Raw genomic sequence first — 23,639 nt, forward strand, 5'->3', positions numbered from 1 at the left:
GACTCTAGCTCACTTGACCTCGAACGTGCATTCCAGCCACGCGCGGCCGATGCCCTTGAAGAACATGTTGAAGCCGGCGAAGGCAGGTGACGCGGATTCGTCGATGCCCAGCGGTTCGGCCAGAGCGGTGACGATGAAGAAGTAACGGTGCGGTCCGTGGCCCTGCGGCGGGGCGGCACCGACGAAGCGGGGTTCGCCGGCATCGTTGCGCAGGGTCACGGCTCCGCCGGGCAGGAGGTCGGCGGCCGGATCGCCGGCATTGGCCTCCAGGCTCGTCACCGAGGCGTCGAGGTCCGTGACGACCCAGTGCCAGAAGCCCGACCCCGTCGGAGCGTCGGGGTCATAGCAGGTCACGGCGAAGGCCTTGGTCTCTGCTGGGAAACCGGACCACGACAGCTGCGGGGAGACGTCCTCACCGCCGGGCACGCCCATGGCGCCGGAGAGCTGGGGGCCGCTGAGCACTCCACCGTCGTCGATGTCGGTGCTGGTCAGCGTGAAGGTCGGAAGTTCGGGAAGGTTGAAGAACGGTGAGTTGGCGCTCATGGGTGCTCCTTATTGTCCAGCGATCGGCCTGAGACGGGCTTCGCCTCAGGCTGGCGGTCCTTCGTGCTTACGTTTCCGAGACAACAGCAATCCGGCGAGTTCGTCAACCTGCAGCTGTCCGTTCAGCACTGCGCAGACCGCCTCGGTGATGGGCAGGTCGACGCCGTTGCGTCGGCCCAGGGAGAGGACGGCGGGGGCGGATTTCACACCCTCGGCTGTCTGTGAGGTGTGGGCGATGACGTCCTCGAGGCTCATCCCCTCACCGAGGTGGCGCCCGAAGGTGCGGTTGCGTGACAGGGGCGAGGCGCAGGTGGCCACGAGGTCGCCGAGTCCGGCGAGCCCGGACAGAGTGTGCGCCTCGGCGCCCATGGCCGCGGCCAGGCGAGAGGTTTCGGCGAGACCGCGGGTGATGATCGAGGCCTTCGAGTTGTCGCCGAGCTTCTGCCCGTCGGCAATGCCCACGGACAGGGCGATGATGTTCTTGATCGCACCGCCGATCTCGACGCCGACGACATCGGTGTTCGTATACGGCCGGAAGTACGCGTTCGCGCTGATCTCCGCGACCACCTCGGCGGTGGTGATGTCGGACGAGGCGACGACGGTGGCGGTGGGCTGCCGGTCGGCGATCTCACGGGCGAGGTTCGGACCCGAGACGACGGCGATCTGGGATTCGGCGACCTCGGCGACCTCGGCGATGACCTCGGACATGCGCTTTCCGGTGTCGACCTCGATGCCCTTCATCAGGCTCACGAGCTTCACACCCTCACGCAGGTTCGGCTTCCAGCGGGTGAGGTTCTCCCGCAGGGTCTGAGCGGGGACGGCGAGGACGATGACCTCGGCATCGGTGACGGCGGCGATGTCGTCGGCGGTGGCGCTCAGCCCCTCGGGCAGCACCCGTTCGCCCAGATAGCGCTCATTGGTGTGCGTGGAGTTGATCTCCGCGGCGACCTCGGGGCGGCGAGCCCACAGGGTGACGGGGAAACCGGCGTCGGCGATGACCGCGGCGTAGGTGGTTCCCCACGATCCGGCTCCGAGGACGGTGATCTTGTCGACGCTCATTCGCCAGACTCCTTAGCTGTGAAACGCTGCGGCAGTTCGCGTTCGGACAGTTCGGCCACCATCGCCGCCACGGTGTTCTTCACTCGTTGGGAGAGGTCGCCCATCGTCTTCTTCTCATCCCGGCGATCCCACAGATCCGAATAGTCGATGGCGGGACCGAAGGCGACGACTGAGTCGTGGCTGAAGGGACGGAAGCGGACCTTCTTCTGCCCGCGCGGGTAGACCGTGTCCAGTCCCCAATGGGCGACGGGGATGATCGGGGCTCCGGTCTCGAGCGCCAGCCGGGCGGTGCCGGTCTTGAAATGCTGCGGCCACAGCTGCGGGTCCTTCGTCAAGGTGCCCTCGGGATAGATGACGACGGTCTGCCCGTTGGCCAGGGCCTGTTTCGCATATGCCAGGGAGTCCCCGGCCTGCGCCGAGGCGCGCAGCACCGGGATCTGCCCGATGCGCTTGAGGATGACGCCCAGGGCACCTGTGAACAGTGTCGACTTCGCGAGGAAGTGCGGCATCCGTCCGTGGCGCTTGAGCGCCAGTCCCACGAGGATCGGGTCGAGATGGTTGGCGTGGTACGCGGCGGCGATGATGCCCGTCCCGGCCGGCGGCAGGTGCTCGGTCCCCCGCACGCTCATCCTCGTGGCCGTGCGCATGAGTCCGAAGGCCGCCGTGGCGGCGACGGTGCCCGCCCGGTTCTGCGAGCGCACCGAGGCGGGGTCGAACGCGACGAGGGGCTTCGGCTCGTGGGCGGCCCGGGGCGAGGGTTCAGCCCTCATGCGGACACCTCGGCGCCGAGTCCGATGAGCTTGTCGAGGAAGTTCTCGTAGCCGCGGTTGATGAGTTCGATGCCGTGGACTTCGCTCGTGCCCCGGGCGGCCAGCGCGGCGATGAGGTGGCTGAAGCCGCCGCGCAGATCGGGGACGTCGATGCGGGTGCCCGTGAGGCCGGTGGGCCCCGAGATCACGGCCGAGTGCTGGTAGTTCCGCCTCCCGAAGCGGCAGGGGGTGCCGCCGAGGCATTCGCGGTAGAGCTGGATCTGCGCACCCATATCACGCAGGGCGTCGGTGAAGCCGAACCGGTTCTCGTACACGGTCTCATGGATGATCGACAGCCCCTCGGCCTGAGTCATCGCGACGACCAGCGGCTGCTGCCAGTCGGTCATGAAGCCGGGGTGGACGTCGGTCTCCAGCGCGAAGGATCGGAGTTTGCCGCCGGGATGGCGGAAGCGGATGCCGTTCTCCTGCACCTCGAATTCGCCGCCGATCTTGCGGAAGACGTTGAGGAAGGTGATGAGCTCCGGCTGGCTGGCGCCTGCGACGAAGATGTCTCCGCCGGTGGCGAGTGCCGCCGAGGCCCAGGACGCGGTCTCGTTGCGGTCGGGCAGGGCGCGGTGGATGAACCCACGGAGGGTGTCGACGCCTTCGATGCGCACCACACGCTCGGTGTCGACGGTGATGATCGCGCCCATCTTCTGCAGCAGCGCGATGAGATCCATGATCTCCGGTTCGATGGCCGCACCCCGCAGCTCGGTCACGCCTTCGGCGCGCACCGCCGTCAGCAGCACCTGTTCGGTGGCTCCGACGGAGGGATAGGGCAGTTCGACCTTGGTTCCCTGCAGGCGGCTGTGCGCCTTGAGCATGATGCCGCCGGGGGTCTTGTCGACCTCGGCTCCGAACTTGCGGAGCACATCGAGGTGGAAGTTGATGGGGCGGTCGCCGATATGGCAGCCGCCGAGGTCGGGGATGAATGCCTGGCCGAGGCTGTGCAGGAGAGGTCCGCAGAAGAGGATCGGGATACGTGAGGATCCGGCGTGGGCGTCGATGTCGACGATCGAGCCCTGAGCCACTTCGGCCGGGTCGAGATGGAGTTCGCCGTCGGGCTGGTCTCCGTCGGGGCCGGAGGTGACGCGGACTCCGTGGAGTTCGAGGAGTCCGGTGACGATCTCGACGTCGCGGATCTGGGGCACGCCGCGCAGCACGGACGGGGTCTCGCCGAGCAGAGAGGCCACCATCGCCTTGGGCACCAGGTTCTTGGCGCCGCGGACGCGGACGGTGCCGTCCAGCGGGTTTCCCCCACGTACTTCGAGCATGTTCCTCCCTGATTCCGATGATCGGATCCGGGCGGGCTTCCACCCGGAGACGGTGCCCGCTGATTGCGGCGGGCACCGTCCTAGACTAACCCAGCCGACGGTATCCCACCGATTCGCTTGAGCCGGCGCCGAGGTCGCGTCCGACCATGGCGGCGGGCCGTCTCGGTGGGGGGGGGCCCGATGGCGGCGGTGGGCCACCTCGGCGAGGGTCAGACCTTGGCGGGCAGAGTCGTGGGTTTGAAGGCGAAGCGGGAGGATTCGTAGGCGACGATCTCGTCTTCCCTGGCCAGGGTGAGGCTGATGTCGTCGTGACCTTCGAGCAGGCGCCAGCGCGTGTAGTCGTCGATCTGGAAGGACACGGTGACGGTGTCGCATGTCACGGTCTTCTCGTTCAGATCCACGGTGATCGGGGTGCCGGGATGGTTCTCGAGGATCTTCCAGATCAGTTCGATATCGGCCTGTTCCAGCTGGGCGGCCAGCAGGCCCTCCTTGCCGGAGTTGCCCCGGAAGATGTCGCCGAAGCGAGAGGACAGGACGACGCGGAAGCCGTAGTCCTTGAGCGCCCAGACGGCGTGTTCACGGGAGGATCCGGTGCCGAAATCGGGGCCGGCGGCGAGGACGGAGCCGGACGCGAAGTTCGGGTCGTTGAGGACGAAGTCGTCACTGGTCCGCCAGCGGTAGAACAGGGCGTCTTCGAATCCCGTGCGGGTGACGCGTTTGAGGAACTTCGCGGGGATGATCTGGTCGGTGTCGATATTGGATCGGCGCAGTGGAACGCCGATGCCGGTGTGGGTGGTGAACGCTTCCATGGCGGTCTCCTCCTACTTCAGTCGTTCGCCGAGACGGGCGTCAGGGTCAGGGACAGGCGGTCGTCGGCCCATTCCACGGGTTCGGCGTCCCGCGGGAGGTCGGCGACGTCGCCCGGTGAGGACAGGGTGCCGCGCACTGCGGTGGCCGCGGCCACGAGCGGGGAGACCAGGTGGGTGCGTCCGCCCTTGCCCTGGCGGCCCTCGAAGTTGCGGTTCGAGGTCGAGGCGCAGCGTTCGCCGTCGGCCAGCTGGTCGGGGTTCATGCCCAGACACATCGAGCAGCCGGCGAAGCGCCATTCGCCGCCGAAGTCCTTGAAGATGACGTCGAGGCCCTCGTCTTCGGCCTGGAGGCGGACCTTCGCGGAGCCGGGGACGACCATGAAGCGGACGTTCTCGGCCTTCTTGCGTCCGCGGACCACCTCGGCGGCGGCCCGGAGATCTTCGATCCGGGAGTTCGTGCAGGAGCCGAGGAAGACGGTGTCGACTTCGATCTCGCGCAGCGGCGTGCCCGGGGTCAGCCCCATATAGGCCAGCGCATTGGCGGCGGCCGCCTTGTCGTTCTCGTCGGTGAAGTCATCGGGGCTGGGCACGGAAGCCGACAGCGGCAGGCCCTGGCCGGGGTTCGTGCCCCACGTGACGAACGGTTCGATGTCTTCGGCCTTGAGGACCACCTCGGCGTCGAATTCCGCGCCTTCGTCGGTGTACAGGGTCTTCCAGTACTCGACGGCCGCGTCCCAGTCTTCGCCCTCGGGGGCGTGTGGACGGCCCTTGACGTAGTCGAAGGTCGTCTCATCGGGGGCGACCATTCCGGCGCGGGCGCCGGCTTCGATCGACATGTTGCAGATCGTCATCCGGGCTTCCATCGACAGCTGGCGGATGGCCGAACCGCGGTATTCGAGCACGTAGCCCTGTCCCCCGCCGGTGCCGATCTTCGCGATGATCGCGAGGATGATGTCCTTGGCGCTCGAGCCCTCGGGCAGATCGCCGTCGACGGTGATCGACATCGTCTTGAAGGGCTTGATACTCAGCGTCTGGGTGGCGAGCACGTGTTCGACCTCGGAGGTGCCGATGCCGAAGGCGAGCGCACCGAAGGCGCCGTGGGTGGAGGTGTGCGAGTCGCCGCAGACGACGGTGGTGCCCGGCTGGGTCAGGCCCAGCTGCGGTCCCACGACGTGGACGATGCCCTGGTCGGCATCGCCGAGGCTGTGCAGGCGGATGCCGAATTCCTCAGCGTTCTTGCGCAGCGTATTGATCTGCGTGGCCGAGGTGGGTTCGGCGATCGGCTTGTCGATGTCCCACGTTGGGGTGTTGTGGTCCTCGGTGGCGATGGTGAGGTCGGGGCGGCGCACGGGGCGCCCGGCGAGTCGGAGTCCGTCGAAGGCCTGCGGGCTGGTCACCTCGTGGACGAGGTGGAGGTCGATGTAGATAAGGTCCGGCGCACCGTCAACACCTCGTGAGACGACGTGATCGGCCCAGACCTTCTCGGCCAATGTGCGTGGCATGGTTCCTCCCGCCGGTGCAGGGATCTCTGCACCCGATGTAGACCTGACGGACCGAGGTACGGCGCGTCGATGAATTGCGATGTGCGCACTGGAGTGAGTGCGTATTCGAAATCTACTCGCCCGTATCGCAATGCGAACTTGCATCTCGCCCACTGAGACGCGCACAATGGTGCCTATGACAAGCAATGGTAGCGGCGTCGGGGTCATCGACAAGGCCGCAATGGTTCTCTCCGCACTTGAGGCCGGCCCCGCCTCTCTCGCCGAGTTGGTGACGCTGACCGGACTGGCACGCCCCACTGCCCACCGCCTGACTGTTGCCCTTGAATTCCACCGCATCGTCGGCCGCGACCTGCAGGGACGCTTCGTCCTCGGGCCGCGCCTGGCCGAGCTGTCCTCGGCCGCCGGCGAGGACCGTTTGCTGGCCGCGGCCGGGCCCGTTCTGGGTCAGCTGCGCGATCAGACGGGTGAGTCCGCTCAGCTCTTCCGCCGCCAGGGCGATCTGCGTCTGTGCGTGGCCGCGGCCGAGCGCCCCGTGGGTCTGCGCGACTCCGTGCCGATCGGTGCGACCCTGTCGATGCGCGCCGGCTCTGCCGCTCAGGTGCTGCTGGCCTGGGAGGAGCCGGACCGTCTGCACACGGGCCTGCGCGGTGCCCGGTTCTCCGCGACCATGCTCTCCGGGGTCCGTCGCCGAGGCTGGGCTCAGTCGATCGCCGAACGCGAGCGCGGCGTCGCCTCGGTGTCGGCCCCCGTGCGCGGGCCGAGCAACCGCGTGGTCGCCGCGGTCTCGATCTCCGGACCGGTCGACCGGCTCACCCGCCAGCCGGGTCGGCTGCACGCGAAGTCGGTCATCGACGCCGCGCGTGCGCTGACCGAAGCACTCGTGCGCGGCTGAGCGGCCCATGATCGCCGCCCAGAGGCGCAATATCATCGTCGACACGATCGAGCGAGACGGCGCCGTCTCCATCACCTCCCTGTCGGAGAAGCTCGACACCTCGGCCGTGACCATCCGCCGTGACCTCGATCAGCTCGCCGAGGAGGGCAGGCTCATTCGCACCCATGGCGGTGCCGTGCTTGCCTCGAGCGCGCGGGAGTCGAGCTATGCGGAGAAGCTCGAGCAGGCGCTGGCCGAGAAGACGGCGATCGCGCGCGCCGCGGCGGCGCAGGTGCGCAACGGCGATGTCGTGGCGCTCGGGCCGGGAACGACGACCGAGCTGTTGGCCAAGGAGCTCGTGACGCGGTCAGGTCTACGCGTGGTGACGAATTCACTGCTCGTCGCCGAGGCCATGGTCTCCTCCCCCGACAACGAGGTCATCGTCGTCGGCGGTCTGCTGCGCCATTCCATTCGCGCCTTCGTCGGCGGCGGCACGGTGTCTCAGCTGCTCGGGCTGCGCGCCGACACCGTATTCCTCTCCGGCAACGGTCTGGCCGCGGACTTCGGTCTGTCGACGCCGGCGTTCCCCGTCGCGGACACGGATCGGGCGATGGCCGCCGGGGCGGGTCGCGTCACCGCGCTCGTCGATCACACGAAGGTCGGGCTCCGGTCGTCGGTGCTCACCGTCCCGACCGAACAGATCCAGCAGCTCATCACCGATTCGAAGAGCTCTGAATCCGAGCTCACGGCCCTGCGCGAGGCAGGCGTCGAGGTCGAGGTCGTCTGACCAGCCGGGCAAACGATCAGAACTGTTCAAGTTCGATCACTAGCGATCAGGCTCACAATCCTCTAAAGTGTCCACTCGGGTGTCGCACACCACACGCATCCATGCATTGACGCATTTTGAAGCCGTGCACTGACGCATATGGAGGAACCTTGGAAGCAATCCGCTTGGACGCACAGTGGATCGACTATCTGCTGATAGCGATCTACTTCATCTTCGTCCTCGGCATCGGGTGGTTCGCCAAACGCGGGATCTCCTCGAGCATCGAGTTCCTCCTCTCCGGACGGAGCCTTCCGGCCTGGGTCACGGCTCTCGCGTTCGTGTCGGCCAACCTCGGCGCCGTGGAGATCATGGGCATGTCCGCCACGGGCGCCCAATACGGCATGCCGACGATGCACTACTTCTGGATCGGCGCGGTCCCGGCGATGCTGTTCCTCGGTGTCGTGATGATGCCCTTCTACTACGGCTCGAAGGTCCGGTCGGTTCCGGAGTTCATGCGCAGACGCTTCGGCACGGGCGCCCACCTCGTCAACGCCCTGTCCTTCGCCGTCGCACAGCTGCTCATCGCCGGCGTCAACCTGTTCCTGCTGGGCACGATCGTCAACCGCCTGCTCGGCTGGCCCCTGTGGATCACCCTCATCGTCGCCGCCGCCATCGTCCTGTCCTACATCACCCTCGGCGGGCTGAGCGCGGCCATCTACAACGAGGTGCTGCAGTTCTTCGTCATCGTCGCAGCTCTCCTCCCGCTCACCCTCATCGGCCTCAACCGCGTCGGCGGCTGGGACGGACTCGTCGACAAGGTGAGCAATGACGGAATGCTCGGTGCCGAACAGCTGAGCAGCTGGCCGGGCGAGCAGCTCTCCGGCTTCTCGAACCCCGTGCTCTCGGTCGTCGGCATCGTCTTCGGCCTCGGCTTCGTGCTGTCCTTCGGCTACTGGACGACGAACTTCGTCGAAGTCCAGCGCGCCATGGCCTCGAAGTCGATCAACGCAGCGCGCCTGACGCCGATCATCGGCGCGTTCCCGAAGATGCTCATCCCCTTCATCGTCGTCGTCCCCGGCATGATCGCCGCGGTGCTCGTGCCGCAGATGACGCAGTTCAAGGAGATCTCGGCCTCCATCGACGAGGCGACCGCGCTCGAACAGACGGGCGTGACGTACAACGATGCGCTCCTGCTGCTCATGCGCGAGGTCCTGCCCAACGGTCTCCTCGGTGTGGCGATCGCCGGCCTGCTCGCCGCGTTCATGGCCGGCATGGCCGCGAACATCTCCGCGTTCAACACGGTCTTCAGCTACGACCTGTGGCAGCAGTACGTGGTCAAGGACCGCGAGGACGACTACTACCTCAAGATCGGCCGGTGGGCGACGATCGGCGCCTGCGTCGTGGCGATCTTCACCGCTCTCATCGCGGGCAACTTCTCCAACCTCATGGACTACCTGCAGACGCTGTTCGGCTTCTTCAACGCCCCGCTGTTCGCCACGTTCATCCTCGGTATGTTCTGGAAGCGGATGTCGGCGACCGCCGGTTGGGTCGGCCTCGTCGGCGGCACGCTGTCTGCCGTGTTCGTGTTCATCCTCGCCGAGACCGGAGTCCTCGACCTGCCCGGTCAGGGTGCCGCATTCCTCGCGGCCAGCACGGCGTTCGTCGTCGACATCGTCCTGTCGGTGATCGTCACCCTGTTCACCACGCCGAAGCCGGCTGCGGAGCTGCGCGGACTCGTCTACTCGGAGACCCCGAAGTCCGACTTCGAGGACCTCGGCGAACCGAAGGCGCCGTTCTGGAAGCGCCCCGTGCCCGTCGCGGGTGTCGCCCTGGTGCTCGTCATCATCCTCAACGTGACATTCGGCTGAAGGAGCCCGTGATTCCCATGAGCAATTCCAACGAACAGACCAAGACCGCAGGCGCCTTCGACGTCCGCAACTTCATCGGAGCGCTGTTGGCGATCTTCGGCATCATCCTCACGATCGCCGGAATCGTCGGCTTCACTCCCGACGAAGCCGAGCGCACCGGCGGGGTCGATGCGAACCTGTGGACCGGGATCGGTCTCGTCATCGCCGCGGCCGTCTTCCTCATCTGGGCGCGGCTGCGTCCGCTCCGCATCGTCGAGACACCCGACGACGCCGCAGGCGCGCCTGGCACCGACTGACACCCGCCCTCGCATTCGGAGAGCGGACCAGACTGACACCGTCGCCGAGGCGGCCCAAGCCCGTCTGAGTCGATCCGCTCAGAGCGCGGCTATCCCGCCGACGACCTCAGGGACGTCCGCGGCCGGAACGGCCCGCGAGGCATTCTCGAGGGTCAGCAGTCGGGCCCCGGGAATCTCCCGTGCGAGCGCCTCTCCATTGCCGACAGGAAAGAACGGATCGAGTCGACCGTGCACGACCAACGTCGGCACCCCCAGCTGCGGCAGTCGTTCTCGCCAGCGTGGCCGGCAGTCGAGGCGGGAGAACACCATTCCCAGCTGATCGGCCCGGTGAGACTCCGGGTCATCGCCTTGCGTCCGTCCCCAGATCCGGGCTGCGACGTCGCGGGCCTCCGCGGGGTCGTCGCCGAGGATCTTCGCACCTTCGGCCATGAAGTCCGCCACCGAGTCGACGTCCGTCCAGTCCGGCGGCGGTCGGGCGAAGAGCGGGCCCATCGTGACCTCATCATGATCAGGCAGATCGTCGTCGACGGGCCCGGGTGCTACCGGTCGGGTGCCGATGAGAGTGAGTGCCGAGAACGCCTCCGGATGGTCGAGAGCCGCGACCTGCGCAACCATTCCGCTGATGCCGATTCCCGCCAAATGAGCGGGTCGGCCGTCGAAGGCCCGAGCGAGTTCGGCGGCATCGGCGGCGAGGTCTCGCAGAGTGTAGTCCGGTGATTCGAGGTCACCATGGCTCGAAGATCCGGCATCGCGAAGGTCGCAGCGCACGACGTGGCGTCCCTGCGCAGCCAGCTGCACGCACAGGGCATCGGGCCAGGACAGCATCGTCGGTGCGCCGAGGCAGAGAACCAGCGGCGCATCAGCCTCGCCGAACTCCTCGACGCCGAGGCTCACCCCATTGACGTCGCAGTTATCCATGCCGCTCCCCCGCCCCTCCGAGTTCATCCTCACCTGAGGTTCCAGCATGAACCGTGGAGGTTCTGGTGGTCAACGCCTGCCCGGACCACGACAGCCAGCGACCCCGAAGGATCATCGCTCAGTCGAACCGTGCCGCGCCCCGCCCCGCGCTGACGGCGAAGATGTCCGGCGTCCGGTAGCCGTGTTCGGCGAATGCCGCGGTGACGGCGTCGCCGACTGCGTCGACCCGGTCCGCGTGGATGAGCGCGATCGCCGAACCGCCGAAGCCGCCGCCGATCATCCGCGCCCCGAGCGCCCCCGCTCCCATCGCGGCCGCCACCGCCACATCGAGTTCGACACAGGAGACCTCATAGTCCTGTGCCAGGGATTCGTGGGAGGCCACCAGCAGATCGCCGAGGGCACGGATGCGCGCGTCATGTTCGTCGCCGGTTGATCGCTCGTTGTCCTCGAGCAGTTCGACGGTGGCGCGGACCCGAGCGTTTTCGGCGATGACGTGTCGCACGCGCTTGCGCTGCTCCTCGGTCAGTTCGCTCAGGTCGACATCGTCGGCGAGTTCCCGCAGGCTGTCGACGCCGAAGATCGCGGCGGACTCCTCACAGGTCCTCCGCCGGGCGCCGTACCCGCTTTCGCTGTGCGAGTGCGAGACCTTCGAGTCGATGACGAGGAGTCGCAGCCCCTCGGCGTCGAGGTCGAAGGGAATCTGGCGAGCGCTGAGGTCACGGCAGTCGAGGAAGAGCGCATGCCCGGCCTCGGTCATGATCGACGCAGCTTGGTCGACGATCCCCGTCGGCGCACCGACGAAGTCGTTTTCGGCTCGCTGTGTCAGCAGGACTTTCTCTCGGTCGTCGAGGCCGAGGCCGAACACCTCGTCGAGGGCGATGAGCACCGCAACTTCGAGTGCGTGCGATGACGACAGTCCGGCACCGACGGGCACGGTGGATTCGATATAGAGGTCGACTCCGCCGACGATCGTGCCCGTGGTCTTCGCGATCTCGTCGACGACGCCCGCGGGGTGGCTCAGCCAGCCGGGCAGGGCACCGGGCGCGAGGTCAGCGGCCGCGAACTGGCCGGACAGACGCTGGCCGGTGTCATCGCGATGGTCGGAGACGATGCGGATGCTCTCCCCGCGCCGAGGCGGCTCCATGGTTCCCGTGTCCTCTGCGTTGTGCTCGCCCCGGCGACCCGCCACGTCCACGTCTCGCCCGTCAGCGAAGTTGTCGGGTCGCCGACCGATGGCGACGTACACGGCCCGGTCGATGGCGATGGGCAGGACGAAGCCCAAGTTGTAGTCGGTGTGTTCGCCGATGACGTTCACCCGCCCGGGCGCACGGAAGGATCCGAGCGGCCGGTACCCGAACAGGGCCTCGAACTCCTCGGCGAGGTGGTCGGGGGTCGGTGCGGCCACAGTCGTCGACGTCTCGGCGTTCATCGACCGGCCTCCGCCTCGGCGAGGGAATCCGCGGGTCCGGCGAGGGGTTCCGGGGTCACCGCACGCAGCCTGGCTGCGGTCTCCTCGGCGGAGACGTCGCCGACGAAGGCGCCCATCGCTGCCTCCGAACCGGCGAGGAACTTCAGCTTGTTCTCCGCCCTCCGCGGGCTCGTGATCTCGAGGCGGAGCCATTCGGCCAGGCGGTCGGCACTGTTGACCGGCGCCTGGTGCCAGGCCGCGATATACGGCGTGGGGCTCGGGTAGAGTCCGTCGATGCGTCGCAGCACCTCCGGATAGACGCGCGCCAGGTCGTCGCGTTCGGTGTCGTCGAGCTCGTCGACGCTTCCCACCTGGCGGTGCGGAACGAGGTGGACTTCGATCGGCCAGCGGGCCGCGAAGGGCACGAAAGCGGAGAAGTGATCGGTCTCAAGAATCATCCGCTCCCCCGCCTCGCGTTCGAAGGCGAGCACATCGCCGAGCAGCGGTCGTCCGGTCCGGCGCAGGTGGTCATGCGCCCGGGCCGAGGTGATCGCGGTGTGCGGGGTGACATAGGGGTAAGCATAGATCTGTCCGTGCGGATGGTTCATCGTCACCCCGATCTCCTCCCCGCGGTTCTCGAACATGAAGACCTGTTCGATGCCCGGCATGGCAGAGAGTTCTGCGGTCCGGTTGGCCCAGGCGTCGATGACGGTGCGGGCGCGTGCGGTGCCGAGTCCTGCGAAGGAGCCGGTGTGCTCCGCGGAGAAGACGACGACTTCGCAGCGGCCGTATCCCGGTCCCGCCAGCGCAGAGATCACGGTTTCGGCGGAGTCGGCGGCCGCCTCGGCGAAAGCGGTGTCGACCTCCTGATGGGACGGAACATCACCGAGGCCGGGGCCGAGGGAGGGGAAGCGATTCTCGAAGACGGCGACGTCGAATTCCGCGGCCGGGATCTCCGTCGGACGGTCCGGCGTCGACGGGCACAGCGGACATTCGGCGGCGGCGGGCAGGTGGGTGCGGGTCTGCCGGTGCGTGGCCACGGCGACCCATTCTCCGGTGAGGAGGTCGAAGCGCAGGGTGCCGCTGTCGGGTCGCGAATCCTTCGGCCGGGGGTCAGCGACGACCGTCGGTACATGTGAGTCGGGGTCCTGGAAGAACAGGATCTCACGACCATCGGACAGGTTCGCCCTTTGATGCGACGCCGGCATCAGACCTCCCAAAAGTTATCATTTTCGATCATAATGCTAACACCTGGCGGCTCGATTGGGCGCGGTCGGCGTACAATACCTGCAACCGCACCTCCCGCACTCGAACCCCTTTGGAGACCCATGACCGCCACCATCGAACTCGCCTGTGGCGAGTCAACGGCGGTCATCTCCCCCATCGGCGCGAGCCTGGTTCGCTTCAGCGTCGGCGATCGGCCGATCGTGGTGCCGATGAATGCCTTCGACGGGGCCGTGCTCGCGCCCTGGCCGAATCGGATCGATGCCGGCCGTTTCGACTTCGCCGGCGACAGCCACCGACTGCCGATCACCGAGCCCGAGCGGGATACTGCTCTGCACGGTCTCGTCGCCGACGTCGAATGGTCCGTGGTCGAGCGCACCGAGTCGACGGTCAGTCTCGAATACTCGCTGGAGCCGACAGAGGGGTATCCCTTCGCGTTCGACCTGCGGGTGGATGCCGAACTCGCCGAGGCGGAGCTGCGCATGCGCGCACGTGCCCGCAACACGGGGTCGGCTCCCGCGCCGTTCGGTTTCGGATTTCACCCGTGGCTCTCGCCCGGGGACGGTGAACTCGTCGACGAGGCTCAGCTCGTCATTCCCGCTGCCCACTGGTATGAGACCGATGAGCGGCTCATCCCCACCGCCGTGCGCCCCTTCGATGACGGTACCGCGGTTCCGGCCGATCATGCCTCCGATGATTCCGCGTGCATGGTGTGCAAGGACTTCCGGGCGCTGCGCCTGATCGGCGGAACGATCCTCGATGATGCGTACGACTCACCTCGGCGCGGGGACGACGGGTGGTCTCGGGCACGACTGAAGGGTGCCGATCTGCGCGAGGTCGTCGTCGGGATGGGGCCAGGGTTCCGCACCTGGCAGGCGTGCACGGGCGACGGCCTGAATGAGGATCTGGCTCGTCGGGCGATTGCGATCGAGCCGATGACGTGCCCTCCGAATGCGTTCGCCGCCGGCGCGGCCGGCGAGGACTTCGACGTCGTCGCCCCCGGTGACGAGCTTGCCGTCGAGTGGAGCATCGCTTTGACCGGGGTCGACGACGGGATTGCCGAATCGGGCTCGCCTATCTCAGGCAGCGGTTCGGCCGCTCCTGACGGTGCTTCTGCCGACTCCGACGCCTAGCACCTCCCACCTCAGCCTGTGGCTGCGGACCGAGTCAATACTTCGCTGTTCCTCCCAGAATGACAGTCACCCTGCCGCGGATCGGCGCATCCTGATAGGTTGCGATGACAGGCAGATATCAGGCGAGCGTGCCCTGCCCTGGGTGCGTTCCATTCTCGAGAGGGACACCATGTCGACACCGCAGAACCCGAACGACCCGAACAGCAGCTCGGCTGAGCAGAACCTCAACGGCCAGAACCCCGGCGCGGGAGACCAGCCTGAGAACGCCCAGCCCGACCAGCCGGGCCAGGACGATCAGGCAGCGCAACAGGGTCAGAACGCACAGTTCCAGCCCGACCAGCCCACCTATCAGCAGGGCACCTACGATCCCAATGCCTATCAGGCACAGGGGCAGCAGTACCAGCAGGGCGGGTATTCGCAGCCCGGCGCTTATCAGCAGGATCCCTACCAGCAGGGCGCCTACTCGCAGGGAGCGGCACAGCAGCAGGCCTACGGTGAGCCCGCCTACGGTCAGCCGGCGTATGGTCAGGCTCCGCAGTCGACACCCCAGCAGGCCGGGTTCTTCAAGTCGCTGTTCGACATCCGCTTCGACAACTTCATCGCGGTGAAGTGGGCGGGCTTCATCTACATCATCGCGATCGTGGTCGCGGTCCTGTCCTACCTGGGTACCATCATCGCCGGCATCACCACGGGAATCGCAGCAGGTACGGCCTCGGCATATATGACAGGCGGCCCGAGCTTCAGCATCTGGCCGCTGCTGATCGCCATCATCTTCGGCTGGATCATTCCGGCGCTGTGGGTCATCGGCGTCCGTCTCGTGCTCGAGCTCATCGTCTCCAACATCAAGACGGCCGAGCACACGAAGCGCATCGCCGACTCGGTCTCCCGCTGACTCGCTGCGCCCTGTATTTCTGGCGCAGGAGCGGCTTCAATGTGCAGAAGTGGTGATCTCATTCAGTGCATATGAATCTTGAACCCGCGGATGCTGACACGGTGCAGGAAAGCCCGTGAATTAGAGTGAGCCCCGCACCGAAATTCGATGCGGGGCTCAACCGTACCCCCGAGCAGATTCGAACTGCCGTTACCGCCTTGAGAGGGCGGCGTCCTAGGCCACTAGACGACGGGGGCCAGAACAACACTCCTGGACTGATCCAGACTGTGTCCGCTGGGCTACCAGGACTTGAACCTAGACTAAATGAACCAGAATCACTCGTGCTGCCAATTACACCATAGCCCAATGTTTTTCAAGGTCATCCCCGAGGAGATTTCCCTGAGCAACGAGATATAACTCTACACAAGCACCCCGCCTCCGGACAAATCTCAGAGGGCCATTTTCAATGTGACCTTCTTAACACAACAGGCTCACCGCACCCAGCCCGCCGACGGGCCCAGTAGTCCCGCGCGCAGGCTCGGTCTACTTGCCCCGACGGGCCCCAGCCTCACCCGCGGGCGAGTCTGATGAGCCGGTCGAGGACTCGGTATCCGTCGGCGCGCAGGCCGTTGTGTTCGTACTCGTTCGTCACCCACGGCTGCACTCCGGACAGGTGCTCGGCCGTGGCCAGCGAATACTCCACCGGCACGTAGGCGTCGTCGAAGTAGACTGCCGCAGCGCCGCGCACCGAGGCGGCCCGCAGAGCGTCGATATCGTAGAGACGAGGCCACTGACGTGCAGCGACGAGCTCGGCCACCTCGGCGAAGGGGGCAAGCTCCGGGTCTTCGTGCATCGACTCCGGCCCGGCATGTTCGCCGGCCAGCAGCGTCGGATCCTTGACCACGGCATCGGGCATCGCCCGCCTGGCCGCCCAATTCGTCACCGTGCCGTCGGCCCAGCAGGACTCATGGATGACAGCGTAGAGCGGATTGCGCCCCGAGAACGGCAGAGACGCGGCGAGGTCGTGCCGGAATGCTGCCGAAGAGAAATCGAGGTCGAGCAGATAGTGCAGCTTCTCCGGGCCATCGGAGGCACCGAGGAAGTGCCCGAGCAGACGGATCCGCTCCGGAGTCGCACGCGCACCCCCGGGCAGGGCGAGCCCGTCCCCGACGGATGCGAGCTCGACGAGACTGCGCATCTTCTCACGGTCACCGGGGAACGCCGCATAGTGCTGCTCGGACTTGCGGATCATGCCCTCCCACGTCCGTCCGTAGACGGTCGCCGGGTCGAGGCCGATCGCCGGCACACCGCCGGTGAAGTACACCTCGTGAAGGGCATTCGAATGCGCGGAGATATAGCGCAGAGTCGTGAAGCCGCCGAAGGACTGCCCGAGCAGGGACCAGGTGTCCGCCCCGAGGTGGCCGCGCAGGATCTCCGCGTCTTCGACGATCGAATCGGCGCGGAAGAACGACAGCGCCTCGGCGATCGCGGTCGGGTCCTCCCCCACCGTCTCCAGGCCGGTGATGGCCCCATCGACAGAGCCGATCGGGTTCGATCGTCCGGTTCCGCGCTGGTCGAGCATGACGACCTGGAACTCCTCGAGCGCCCGCTTCACCCAACCGCTGGATCCGCCGGCGATGCCCGGGCGCGGGGCTTCCACGCCGGGCCCGCCCTGCAGGTACACGAGGTAGGGTTTCCGGCTGTCCGCCTCGGTGGCGATGATCCGGGCGAACACGTCCATCGTGTCCGGCAGATTCACCGTCCCCGAGGCGGCTGACGCGGCGTTCTCCCCCGCCGAGGCGGCGTCCCCGGCCCGTCCGAAATGGTCGAAGGGCACGGTGACCGACACGTCACGGAAGTGCAGTCCCCCGCGGGTCCAGTTCTTCTGTTCGACCATGGTCACAGCTGCGCCGCGAGTGCCTTGAGGCGGGTCAGCGAGGAGTCCTTGCCGAGGATCTCCATCGACTCGAACAGCGGTGGTGAGACCTTGCGGCCGGACACGGCCACACGCAGGGGTCCGTAGGCCAGGCGCGGTTTGATCTCCATCTCGTCGACGAGCTTGGCTGAGAGCACCTCTTCGAGCTTGGCAGTCGTCCACTCGTCGAGGCCGTCGAGGACCTCGATGGAGGCGGCGAGCACCTCGGGGGCGGAGTCCTTGAGCGTCTTCAGTCCGTTTTCGGCCATGGTCAGGTCGGTGTCCGAGGTGAAGAGGAACGCGAGCAGATCGGGAGCTTCGCCGAGCAGCTTCATGCGGGTCTGCACGAGCGGTGCCGCCTCGTCGAGGATCTGCAGCTGAGCATCCGTCGGGGCCTTCGGGAGCACCTCGGCGGCCTGGAGGTAGGGCACCAGACGATCACGGAAGTCATCCGGCTCGAGGAGGCGGATGTGGTCGGCGTTGATGGCGGTGGCCTTCTTCACGTCGAAGCGGGCCGGGTTGGGCAGGACATCGTGGATGTCGAAGGCCTCGGTGAATTCCTTGACGCTGAACACGTCGCGGTCGGGTCCGATGGACCAGCCGAGCAGCGCGAGGTAGTTGATGAGTCCCTCGGGGATGAAGCCGTTCTCGCGGTGGAGGAACAGGTTCGATTCGGGGTCCCGCTTCGACAGCTTCTTGTTGCCCTCGCCCATGACGTAGGGCAGGTGGCCGAATTCGGGGGTCGCCTCGGCGATGCCGATGGCCTTGAGGTGTTCGTAGAGAGCGATCTGACGCGGGGTCGAGGACAGGATGTCTTCGCCGCGGAGCACGTGGGTGATGCCCATGAGTGCGTCGTCGACGGGGTTGACCAGGGTGTACAGGGGCTGGCCGTTCGCGCGGACGACGACGAAGTCGGGAACGGTGCCGGCCTTGAAGGTGATGTCGCCGCGGACGAGGTCGGTGAAGGTGATGTCCTCATCGGGCATGCGCACGCGCCACACGGGTTCGCGGCCCTCGGCGCGGAAGGCGGCCTTCTGCTCGTCGGTGAGGTCGCGGTCGTAGCCGTCGTAGCCGAGCTTCGGGTCACGGCCTGCCGCCTTGTGACGGGCTTCGACTTCTTCGTTCGTCGAATACGACTCGTAGATATGGCCGCCGGCCTTGAGCTTCTCGATGACCTCGGCGTAGATCTCGCCGCGCTGCGACTGGCGGTAGGGTCCATTGACGCCGCCGACCTCGATGCCTTCGTCCCAGTCCAGGCCCAGCCATTTGAGGGCCTCGACGACCTGTCCGAAGCTCTCTTCGGAGTCACGTGCCGCGTCGGTGTCTTCGATGCGGAAGACGAACTTGCCGCCGGTGTGCTTGGCGTAGGCCCAGTTGAATAGGGCTGTGCGGACCATGCCGACGTGCGGGGTGCCGGTGGGTGATGGGCAGAAACGAACTGTGACGCTCACGATTGTCCTTTGCGTGATCTTCTCGGGTGTGAGTCTGTGGTGTGCGCGGTGGCGCTGCTGGTGCGGGGCTTACGCGTCCATGACCGGGTTCGACAGGACGCCGAGCCCGTCGATGGCGATGTCGATGCGGTTGCCGGACACGATCTGGCCGACGCCGGCCGGGGTTCCGGTGAGGATGACATCGCCGGGCAGCAGGGTGATCGTCTCGGACAGGTGCTCGATGAGGGTCGGGATGTCGAAGATGAAGTCGGCGGTGGTCCCGTCCTGCTTGATGTCTCCGTCGACCCAGGAGCGGATATTCAGGTCGTCGACGTCGAGTTCGGTTTCGATCCACGGGCCCAGCGGGCAGGAGGTGTCGAAGCCCTTCGCCCGTGACCACTGCTTGTCGGCCTTCTGGATGTCGCGCAGGGTGACATCGTTTCCGGCGGTATAGCCGAGGACGTGGTCGTTGGCGTTCTCGGCCTTCACACCTTTGGCCACCCGGCCGATGATGACGGCGAGTTCGGCCTCATAGCTCACGTATTCGCTGATGGCGGGCAGACGGATGGGGTCGCCGGGGCCGATGACGGCGGTGTTGGGTTTGAAGAAGGTCAGGGGGGACACCGGCACCTCATTGCCGAGCTCGGTGGCATGGTCGGCGAAGTTGCGGCCGACGCCGATGACCTTCGAACGCGGCAGGATGGGGCTGACCAGACGCACATCCTCGATCTTCAGCCTCTCCCCTGTCGATTGGGCCGGAGAGAAGAATGGGTCGGAGTCGAGAACGGCGAGTTCGAGACCCGACGTGTCCCAGCTGCCGTCGGTGATCGGCGGGACTTCACCTTCGACGACTCCGTATTTGGGCTCGTCCTGATGGACAAATCTGGCGATACGCATGTGCCCCAGTCTAGTCAGTGCCTGGTGCCTTCCGCGCGTCGGTGCACCTCGAACCGTGATCGGGTCCCCGCAGATCCTCAGGTGGCGTCCCATGTGCGGGCGTGACCGCCCTGCTGAGAGACTGGTGTCATGCCCGATCCGCACGTCCCGCACACCTTCGATCTCGCCCGCATCGGGGCCGGATTGCCCGCCGCCGCGCTCATCGAAGAGCTGAGCCTCGCCGAGGCGGCCCCCTTCCCGCGAGTGGTCGTGGAGGCTCCTCCCGGAACCGGTAAGACGACCGTGGTGCCGCCGATGATCGCCGAGCACGTGGCATGGTTCTCCGGAGGTTCGGCTGGTGCCGAACTCCCGGGCCGCATCATCGTCACCCAACCGCGGCGGATGGCTGCCCGCGCCGCGGCCAGGCGGCTCGCATCGTTGACGGGGACCCGCCTCGGCGAGGTGGTGGGTTTCACCGTCCGCGGTGAGTCGCGGATGACGACTGCGACGCGCATCGAATTCGTCACCACGGGTGTGCTCCTGTCACGGCTGCTGCGCGATCCGGAGCTGACCGGCGTCGCGGCAGTGATCCTCGATGAGGTGCACGAGCGACAGTTGGATACGGATCTCGCATTCGCGATGTGCCGGGAGTTGGCAGATCTGCGTGAGGACCTCGCTGTGGTCATCATGTCTGCGACCTTGGATGCGCGGCAGTGGGCCGCGCGCCTCGGGGACGGGCCGCAGGCACCGGCGACTCTGCTGTCGGTGGCCGCCGAGACTCATCCCTTGGAAGTCCGGTGGACACCGGCGAAGGAACGGCCGCTCGATGCGCGAGGTGTGACCTGGGATTTCCTTGATCATCTGGCGGCTACGACGGTGCGCGCGCTCGAGGAGAACGCCGCCGGGGACGTGCTCGTCTTCGCTCCCGGGACTCGTGAGGTCGACGAAGTGGCGTCCCGAGTGCGGCGTCGTGTGGGCTCGAGCACAGGTGCCGAGGCGGGCACAGGTCTGGAGGCGAGCGCAGGTGGTGGTTCGGATTCCGCCGCGGTCGAGGTGCACACGCTGACAGGCCGAACTCCGGCGAAGGAGCAGGATGCGATCCTGCGTCCGGTCGATCCGGGCTCGTCCGGCACGGGACGGAACCGGCGGGTCATCGTCTCGACATCGGTGGCCGAATCGGCGCTGACGATCGACGGTGTCCGCATCGTCGTCGATTCCGGGCTCTCCCGGGGGCCGCGCTTGGATACGCGGCGGCGCATGTCCGGGCTGGTGACGATGCGCGAGTCGAAGACTTCGGGCACGCAGCGTTCCGGCCGTGCCGCTCGGCAGGGACCGGGCGTCGCGTATCGCTGCATGTCAGAGTCCGATTGGGCGAGCCTGCCCGAGCACACTCCACCCGAAATCGCGACCTCCGATCTCACCTCCGCGGTGTTGGCCCTAGCCACGTGGGGCGGCGACGAGGCCCTCCTGCTCGATCCGCTGCCGGCCGGCCCCAAGCGGCAGGCGGTCGACAATCTTGTGGCTTTGGGTGCCGTGGAGGCAGATCACGTCACCGAGACCGGGCGGGCGATCGCGGCGATTCCCGCCTCGGTGTGGGCGGCACGCGGCCTCCTCGACGGGGCAGCGCTGCTCGACCCCGTTCGTGCGGCCGAGGCGATCGCCGTCATCGAGTCCGATCAGCGGGCTCCCGGCGCCGATCTCTCCGCTCTGATGCGTCAACTGCGGCGCAGCAGAGATGCCCGATTCGCTCAGGACCGCAGACGGTTCGCGTCGATCGCCCGCGAATTCGCCTCGGACGGCGATGGCGGAGGCTCGGGAGACTGCGGCGGCAATTCCGCCACATCTTTGACACCCGAGGATCTCGGACTCGTCACGGCACTGTCGTATCCCCTGCAGATCGCACGGCTGCGCAGTGCTTCGGACTCCGACTATCTGCTGGCTTCGGGCACTGCGGCGAGCCTGCCGCGTGACTCCTCTCTGCAGGGCAGTCGGTGGCTGGCCATCGCCGAGGTGGGTCTGGCCGGTTCGCGTGCGATCATCCGATCTGCCGTGCCCATCGACGTCGATACCGCGGAACTCGCCGGTGCCGGGCTGCTGCACACGGAGGAGTCGGCGACGTTCGAGTCCGGGAAGGTCCGCGCGGTTCGGCGCAGCCGCCTCGGCGGGATCGAACTGACGTCCACCCCGATCCAGGCCGGGCCCGAGCTCGCACGCCGCGCCATCGCCGCATCAGTGCGTGAACGAGGTGCCCGCGAGGTTCTGCTGCCGTCCGAGGCATTCGAGAACCTGCGGGCCAGGCTCGGTCTGCTCCGCGCGGTCGTCGGGGAGCCCTGGCCGGAGGTGACGTGGGAGCACCTGTCCGCCACGCTCGATCAGTGGTGCCCGGATGTGCTCGACCGCATCGCGAAGGGCTCCGACCCTGCCCGGGTCGATCTTGTCTCCGCCCTGCGCGGCCTGCTGCCGTGGCCCGAAGCGGCCCGGCTCGACGAGTTGGCCCCGACCCACATCACAGTGCCCAGCGGATCCGCGATCCGCCTCGAGTACTCAGACCCCGATCTCATCGAGCCGCAGGCCGCGTCCGGAGCGGACGACGACTCCCGAGCCGACGATGAGTCTCCGACCTCACCCCAGCGCGCCGAGATCCCGAGCCCGATCCTCGCGGTCAAACTCCAGGAATGCTTCGGCTGGACCGAAGTGCCGCGCATCTGCGACGGAAGGGTGCCGGTCACCATGTATCTGCTCTCCCCGGCGCGCAGGCCCTTGGCCGTGACGACCGACCTCGCATCGTTCTGGGCGAACGCGTATGCCCATGTCAGAGCCGAGAACCGGGGTCGCTACCCGAAGCACCCGTGGCCGGAGGACCCGTTCAACGCTCCAGCGGCGAAGGGCACAAAGCGCTCGGGCCGCTGACCGACTCATCGCCGGGCCCGGCGCGCATGCGGGCCCGGCCGTCGTCTGGGACAATGGTGCGGTGACTTCCGCGCCATCGACCACGACTGCCGACCCGATCGCTGCGGCGACCGCCTCGTCGGCGGTGGCCCCGATCGCTGCGGCGAACAAGCGCACCGACGAACCGGCCGGCCGCCTCGGTGACGGTGTCATTGCCGCCTCTCACTGGCGCGGGCTGCGTGATGAGCACGAAGATCGGATCGCCGAACGCACGGATGCCCATATCGAACGGCGGATGCGGCAGGAGTCCCATCCGGTCGAGGATTTCCTCTTCACCTACTACCCGTTCAAGGTCGGGCAGCTGAAGAAATGGCATCCCGGGCCGGGGGTGCGCGTCGAACTCGCCGAGGCGGCCGATCACCGATATTTCGACCGGCGTTGGTACCTCATCGACGAGGACCGGAACCTCGCCGAGGTGGACCTCGAGTCCTGGCGGACCGACCGTGGGGACGGGGCGAAGTTCATCGCCTCCCTGCTGTCGTCGACGCTGAATCGGGAGGCGAATTTCGGGTGTTTCGGCATTCACGAGTGGGCGATGGTCTACCGACTCACCGAGGAGCAGCGCCGTCATCAGCAGGTGCCGCTGCGTCTGAGCCCCGCCGAGACCGATGCCGTGGTCGAAGGCCACCGCATCCAGTGCTCGCATCATGATGCGTTCCGCTTCTTCACCGCACCGGCCCGGCCGCTCAACACCCTGCAGCCGAGCCGTGAGGGCATGGTCGGCAACGAGCAGCCCGGGTGTCTGCATGCGGGGATGGATCTGTACAAGTGGGCGATGAAGATCTCACCGGTCGCCGATTCGGACCTCGTCGTCGACTGCTTCGATCTGGCCCTCGATATCCGCACTCTGGACATGGAGGCCTCTCCCTATGACCTGCGCGGATGGGGCTACGGGGTCGTCGCCGTCGAGACCGCGGCGGGCAAGGCCGAGTACATGGAGCGGCAACGCGCGTTTTCGGCCAGGGCGCAGGCGCTGCGGGCTCGACTGCTCGATGCTTTGGCAGTCGCCGGAGTTCATCCGCGCTGAGAAGTCGGCGGCTGCCGGAAGCCATCAGCGCTGAGTCGGAGGCGCCTCGTCACTCCGCCCGCCACAGAGCGGACAGGCTCAGCCTGCGCAG

The 23,639-nt window shown here is 67.0% G+C and carries 20 protein-coding genes and 2 tRNA genes; 8 read left to right on the forward strand and 14 right to left on the reverse strand.

The features are described 5' to 3' along the window. Positions 1-9: 9 nt before the first annotated feature. The 6 genes from QYM46_RS12140 to leuC all read right to left on the reverse strand — a co-directional run bounded on the left by QYM46_RS12140 (position 10) and on the right by leuC (position 5,996). Positions 10-543 carry a YbhB/YbcL family Raf kinase inhibitor-like protein gene (locus QYM46_RS12140; RefSeq protein WP_025777345.1) on the reverse strand — a complete coding sequence of 178 codons (534 nt, stop codon included), beginning with the start codon at positions 541-543 and terminating at the stop codon, positions 10-12. A gap of 45 nt (positions 544-588) precedes the next feature. Then, entirely contained in the window at positions 589-1,602 is a 1,014-nt protein-coding gene (locus tag QYM46_RS12145) for an NAD(P)H-dependent glycerol-3-phosphate dehydrogenase (RefSeq protein ID WP_432789119.1), read from the reverse strand. Beyond that, positions 1,599-2,372, reverse strand: coding sequence for a lysophospholipid acyltransferase family protein (locus tag QYM46_RS12150; protein WP_169252705.1), 774 nt, complete (start codon positions 2,370-2,372; stop codon positions 1,599-1,601). The genes QYM46_RS12145 and QYM46_RS12150 overlap by 4 nt, the downstream gene beginning before the upstream one ends. Next, positions 2,369-3,685, reverse strand: coding sequence for a UDP-N-acetylglucosamine 1-carboxyvinyltransferase (murA, locus tag QYM46_RS12155; RefSeq protein ID WP_169252706.1), 1,317 nt, complete (start codon positions 3,683-3,685; stop codon positions 2,369-2,371). Before murA ends, QYM46_RS12150 begins: the two co-directional genes overlap by 4 nt. A 209-nt stretch (positions 3,686-3,894) precedes the next feature. Next, entirely contained in the window at positions 3,895-4,494 is a 600-nt protein-coding gene (gene leuD / locus QYM46_RS12160) for a 3-isopropylmalate dehydratase small subunit (protein ID WP_432789120.1), read from the reverse strand. Positions 4,495-4,511: 17 nt separating this feature from the next. Next, complete coding sequence (leuC, locus tag QYM46_RS12165; RefSeq protein ID WP_432789121.1) at positions 4,512-5,996, reverse strand: 3-isopropylmalate dehydratase large subunit; 1,485 nt, start codon at positions 5,994-5,996, stop codon at positions 4,512-4,514. 175 nt (positions 5,997-6,171) lie between these two features. Here leuC and QYM46_RS12170 point away from each other — a divergent pair, with 175 nt between their 5' ends. From QYM46_RS12170 to QYM46_RS12185, 4 genes are all read left to right on the forward strand, one after another. After that, positions 6,172-6,888, forward strand: coding sequence for an IclR family transcriptional regulator (locus tag QYM46_RS12170; protein WP_432789122.1), 717 nt, complete (start codon positions 6,172-6,174; stop codon positions 6,886-6,888). Between the two features lie 7 nt (positions 6,889-6,895). Next, positions 6,896-7,654 carry a DeoR/GlpR family DNA-binding transcription regulator gene (locus QYM46_RS12175; protein WP_169252709.1) on the forward strand — a complete coding sequence of 253 codons (759 nt, stop codon included), beginning with the start codon at positions 6,896-6,898 and terminating at the stop codon, positions 7,652-7,654. Between the two features lie 149 nt (positions 7,655-7,803). After that, on the forward strand, positions 7,804-9,501 hold the full coding sequence (locus tag QYM46_RS12180; RefSeq protein WP_169252710.1) for a sodium:solute symporter family protein: 1,698 nt from the start codon (positions 7,804-7,806) through the stop codon (positions 9,499-9,501). Positions 9,502-9,518: 17 nt separating this feature from the next. Then, positions 9,519-9,797 (forward strand): hypothetical protein, encoded by a 279-nt coding sequence (locus tag QYM46_RS12185; protein WP_169252711.1) that lies wholly within the window; start codon positions 9,519-9,521, stop codon positions 9,795-9,797. A 78-nt stretch (positions 9,798-9,875) separates the two neighbouring features. Here the strand turns inward: QYM46_RS12185 and QYM46_RS12190 are convergent, their stop codons facing one another. The 3 genes from QYM46_RS12190 to galT all read right to left on the reverse strand — a co-directional run bounded on the left by QYM46_RS12190 (position 9,876) and on the right by galT (position 13,331). Then, positions 9,876-10,715 (reverse strand): alpha/beta fold hydrolase, encoded by an 840-nt coding sequence (locus tag QYM46_RS12190; RefSeq protein ID WP_432789123.1) that lies wholly within the window; start codon positions 10,713-10,715, stop codon positions 9,876-9,878. 118 nt (positions 10,716-10,833) lie between these two features. After that, complete coding sequence (gene galK / locus QYM46_RS12195; protein ID WP_432789124.1) at positions 10,834-12,144, reverse strand: galactokinase; 1,311 nt, start codon at positions 12,142-12,144, stop codon at positions 10,834-10,836. Then, positions 12,141-13,331, reverse strand: coding sequence for a galactose-1-phosphate uridylyltransferase (gene galT, locus QYM46_RS12200; RefSeq protein ID WP_432789125.1), 1,191 nt, complete (start codon positions 13,329-13,331; stop codon positions 12,141-12,143). Before galT ends, galK begins: the two co-directional genes overlap by 4 nt. A gap of 120 nt (positions 13,332-13,451) precedes the next feature. On the opposite strand from galT, the gene QYM46_RS12205 reads away from it, so the two are divergent. Both QYM46_RS12205 and QYM46_RS12210 read left to right on the forward strand, forming a co-directional pair. Then, positions 13,452-14,480, forward strand: coding sequence for an aldose 1-epimerase family protein (locus QYM46_RS12205; protein WP_432789126.1), 1,029 nt, complete (start codon positions 13,452-13,454; stop codon positions 14,478-14,480). A gap of 169 nt (positions 14,481-14,649) precedes the next feature. After that, positions 14,650-15,372 (forward strand): DUF4282 domain-containing protein, encoded by a 723-nt coding sequence (locus QYM46_RS12210; RefSeq protein WP_432789127.1) that lies wholly within the window; start codon positions 14,650-14,652, stop codon positions 15,370-15,372. A 163-nt stretch (positions 15,373-15,535) separates the two neighbouring features. Here QYM46_RS12210 and QYM46_RS12215 read toward each other — a convergent pair. The 5 genes from QYM46_RS12215 to QYM46_RS12235 all read right to left on the reverse strand — a co-directional run bounded on the left by QYM46_RS12215 (position 15,536) and on the right by QYM46_RS12235 (position 19,593). Next, positions 15,536-15,608, reverse strand: a tRNA-Glu gene (locus QYM46_RS12215). Positions 15,609-15,645: 37 nt separating this feature from the next. Beyond that, a tRNA-Gln gene (locus QYM46_RS12220) sits at positions 15,646-15,717 on the reverse strand. Between the two features lie 202 nt (positions 15,718-15,919). Further along, positions 15,920-17,248 (reverse strand): alpha/beta fold hydrolase, encoded by a 1,329-nt coding sequence (locus QYM46_RS12225; protein ID WP_432789128.1) that lies wholly within the window; start codon positions 17,246-17,248, stop codon positions 15,920-15,922. A 2-nt stretch (positions 17,249-17,250) separates the two neighbouring features. After that, complete coding sequence (gltX, locus tag QYM46_RS12230) at positions 17,251-18,717, reverse strand: glutamate--tRNA ligase (RefSeq protein WP_432789129.1); 1,467 nt, start codon at positions 18,715-18,717, stop codon at positions 17,251-17,253. A 69-nt stretch (positions 18,718-18,786) separates the two neighbouring features. Then, the gene (locus tag QYM46_RS12235; protein WP_432789130.1) at positions 18,787-19,593 is read right to left on the reverse strand and encodes a fumarylacetoacetate hydrolase family protein; all 807 of its coding nucleotides are present in this window, start codon (positions 19,591-19,593) and stop codon (positions 18,787-18,789) included. Between the two features lie 129 nt (positions 19,594-19,722). On the opposite strand from QYM46_RS12235, the gene hrpB reads away from it, so the two are divergent. Together hrpB and QYM46_RS12245 are read left to right on the forward strand one after the other, a co-directional pair. Then, entirely contained in the window at positions 19,723-22,482 is a 2,760-nt protein-coding gene (gene hrpB / locus QYM46_RS12240; RefSeq protein ID WP_432789131.1) for an ATP-dependent helicase HrpB, read from the forward strand. A gap of 61 nt (positions 22,483-22,543) precedes the next feature. Then, positions 22,544-23,548, forward strand: coding sequence for a 3-methyladenine DNA glycosylase (locus QYM46_RS12245; protein ID WP_248278924.1), 1,005 nt, complete (start codon positions 22,544-22,546; stop codon positions 23,546-23,548). The last annotated feature ends 91 nt before the right edge of the window (positions 23,549-23,639 follow it).

Source organism: Brevibacterium sp. K11IcPPYGO002 (assembly GCF_050920635.1).
Classification (GTDB): Bacteria; Actinomycetota; Actinomycetes; order Actinomycetales; family Brevibacteriaceae; genus Brevibacterium.

Bases quoted from the DNA above. Each gene is read 5' to 3' on its own strand.
- galT (WP_432789125.1), bottom strand. From the start codon at position 13,331: ATGCCGGCGTCGCATCAAAGGGCGAACCTGTCCGATGGTCGTGAGATC.
- leuD (WP_432789120.1), bottom strand. From the start codon at position 4,494: ATGGAAGCGTTCACCACCCACACCGGCATCGGCGTTCCACTGCGCCGA.
- murA (WP_169252706.1), bottom strand. From the start codon at position 3,685: ATGCTCGAAGTACGTGGGGGAAACCCGCTGGACGGCACCGTCCGCGTC.
- QYM46_RS12150 (WP_169252705.1), bottom strand. From the start codon at position 2,372: ATGAGGGCTGAACCCTCGCCCCGGGCCGCCCACGAGCCGAAGCCCCTC.
- hrpB (WP_432789131.1), top strand. From the start codon at position 19,723: ATGCCCGATCCGCACGTCCCGCACACCTTCGATCTCGCCCGCATCGGG.
- QYM46_RS12145 (WP_432789119.1), bottom strand. From the start codon at position 1,602: ATGAGCGTCGACAAGATCACCGTCCTCGGAGCCGGATCGTGGGGAACC.
- QYM46_RS12235 (WP_432789130.1), bottom strand. From the start codon at position 19,593: ATGCGTATCGCCAGATTTGTCCATCAGGACGAGCCCAAATACGGAGTC.
- QYM46_RS12205 (WP_432789126.1), top strand. From the start codon at position 13,452: ATGACCGCCACCATCGAACTCGCCTGTGGCGAGTCAACGGCGGTCATC.
- leuC (WP_432789121.1), bottom strand. From the start codon at position 5,996: ATGCCACGCACATTGGCCGAGAAGGTCTGGGCCGATCACGTCGTCTCA.
- galK (WP_432789124.1), bottom strand. From the start codon at position 12,144: ATGAACGCCGAGACGTCGACGACTGTGGCCGCACCGACCCCCGACCAC.
- QYM46_RS12140 (WP_025777345.1), bottom strand. From the start codon at position 543: ATGAGCGCCAACTCACCGTTCTTCAACCTTCCCGAACTTCCGACCTTC.
- QYM46_RS12175 (WP_169252709.1), top strand. From the start codon at position 6,896: ATGATCGCCGCCCAGAGGCGCAATATCATCGTCGACACGATCGAGCGA.
- QYM46_RS12190 (WP_432789123.1), bottom strand. From the start codon at position 10,715: ATGGATAACTGCGACGTCAATGGGGTGAGCCTCGGCGTCGAGGAGTTC.
- QYM46_RS12185 (WP_169252711.1), top strand. From the start codon at position 9,519: ATGAGCAATTCCAACGAACAGACCAAGACCGCAGGCGCCTTCGACGTC.
- QYM46_RS12170 (WP_432789122.1), top strand. From the start codon at position 6,172: ATGACAAGCAATGGTAGCGGCGTCGGGGTCATCGACAAGGCCGCAATG.
- QYM46_RS12225 (WP_432789128.1), bottom strand. From the start codon at position 17,248: ATGGTCGAACAGAAGAACTGGACCCGCGGGGGACTGCACTTCCGTGAC.
- QYM46_RS12210 (WP_432789127.1), top strand. From the start codon at position 14,650: ATGTCGACACCGCAGAACCCGAACGACCCGAACAGCAGCTCGGCTGAG.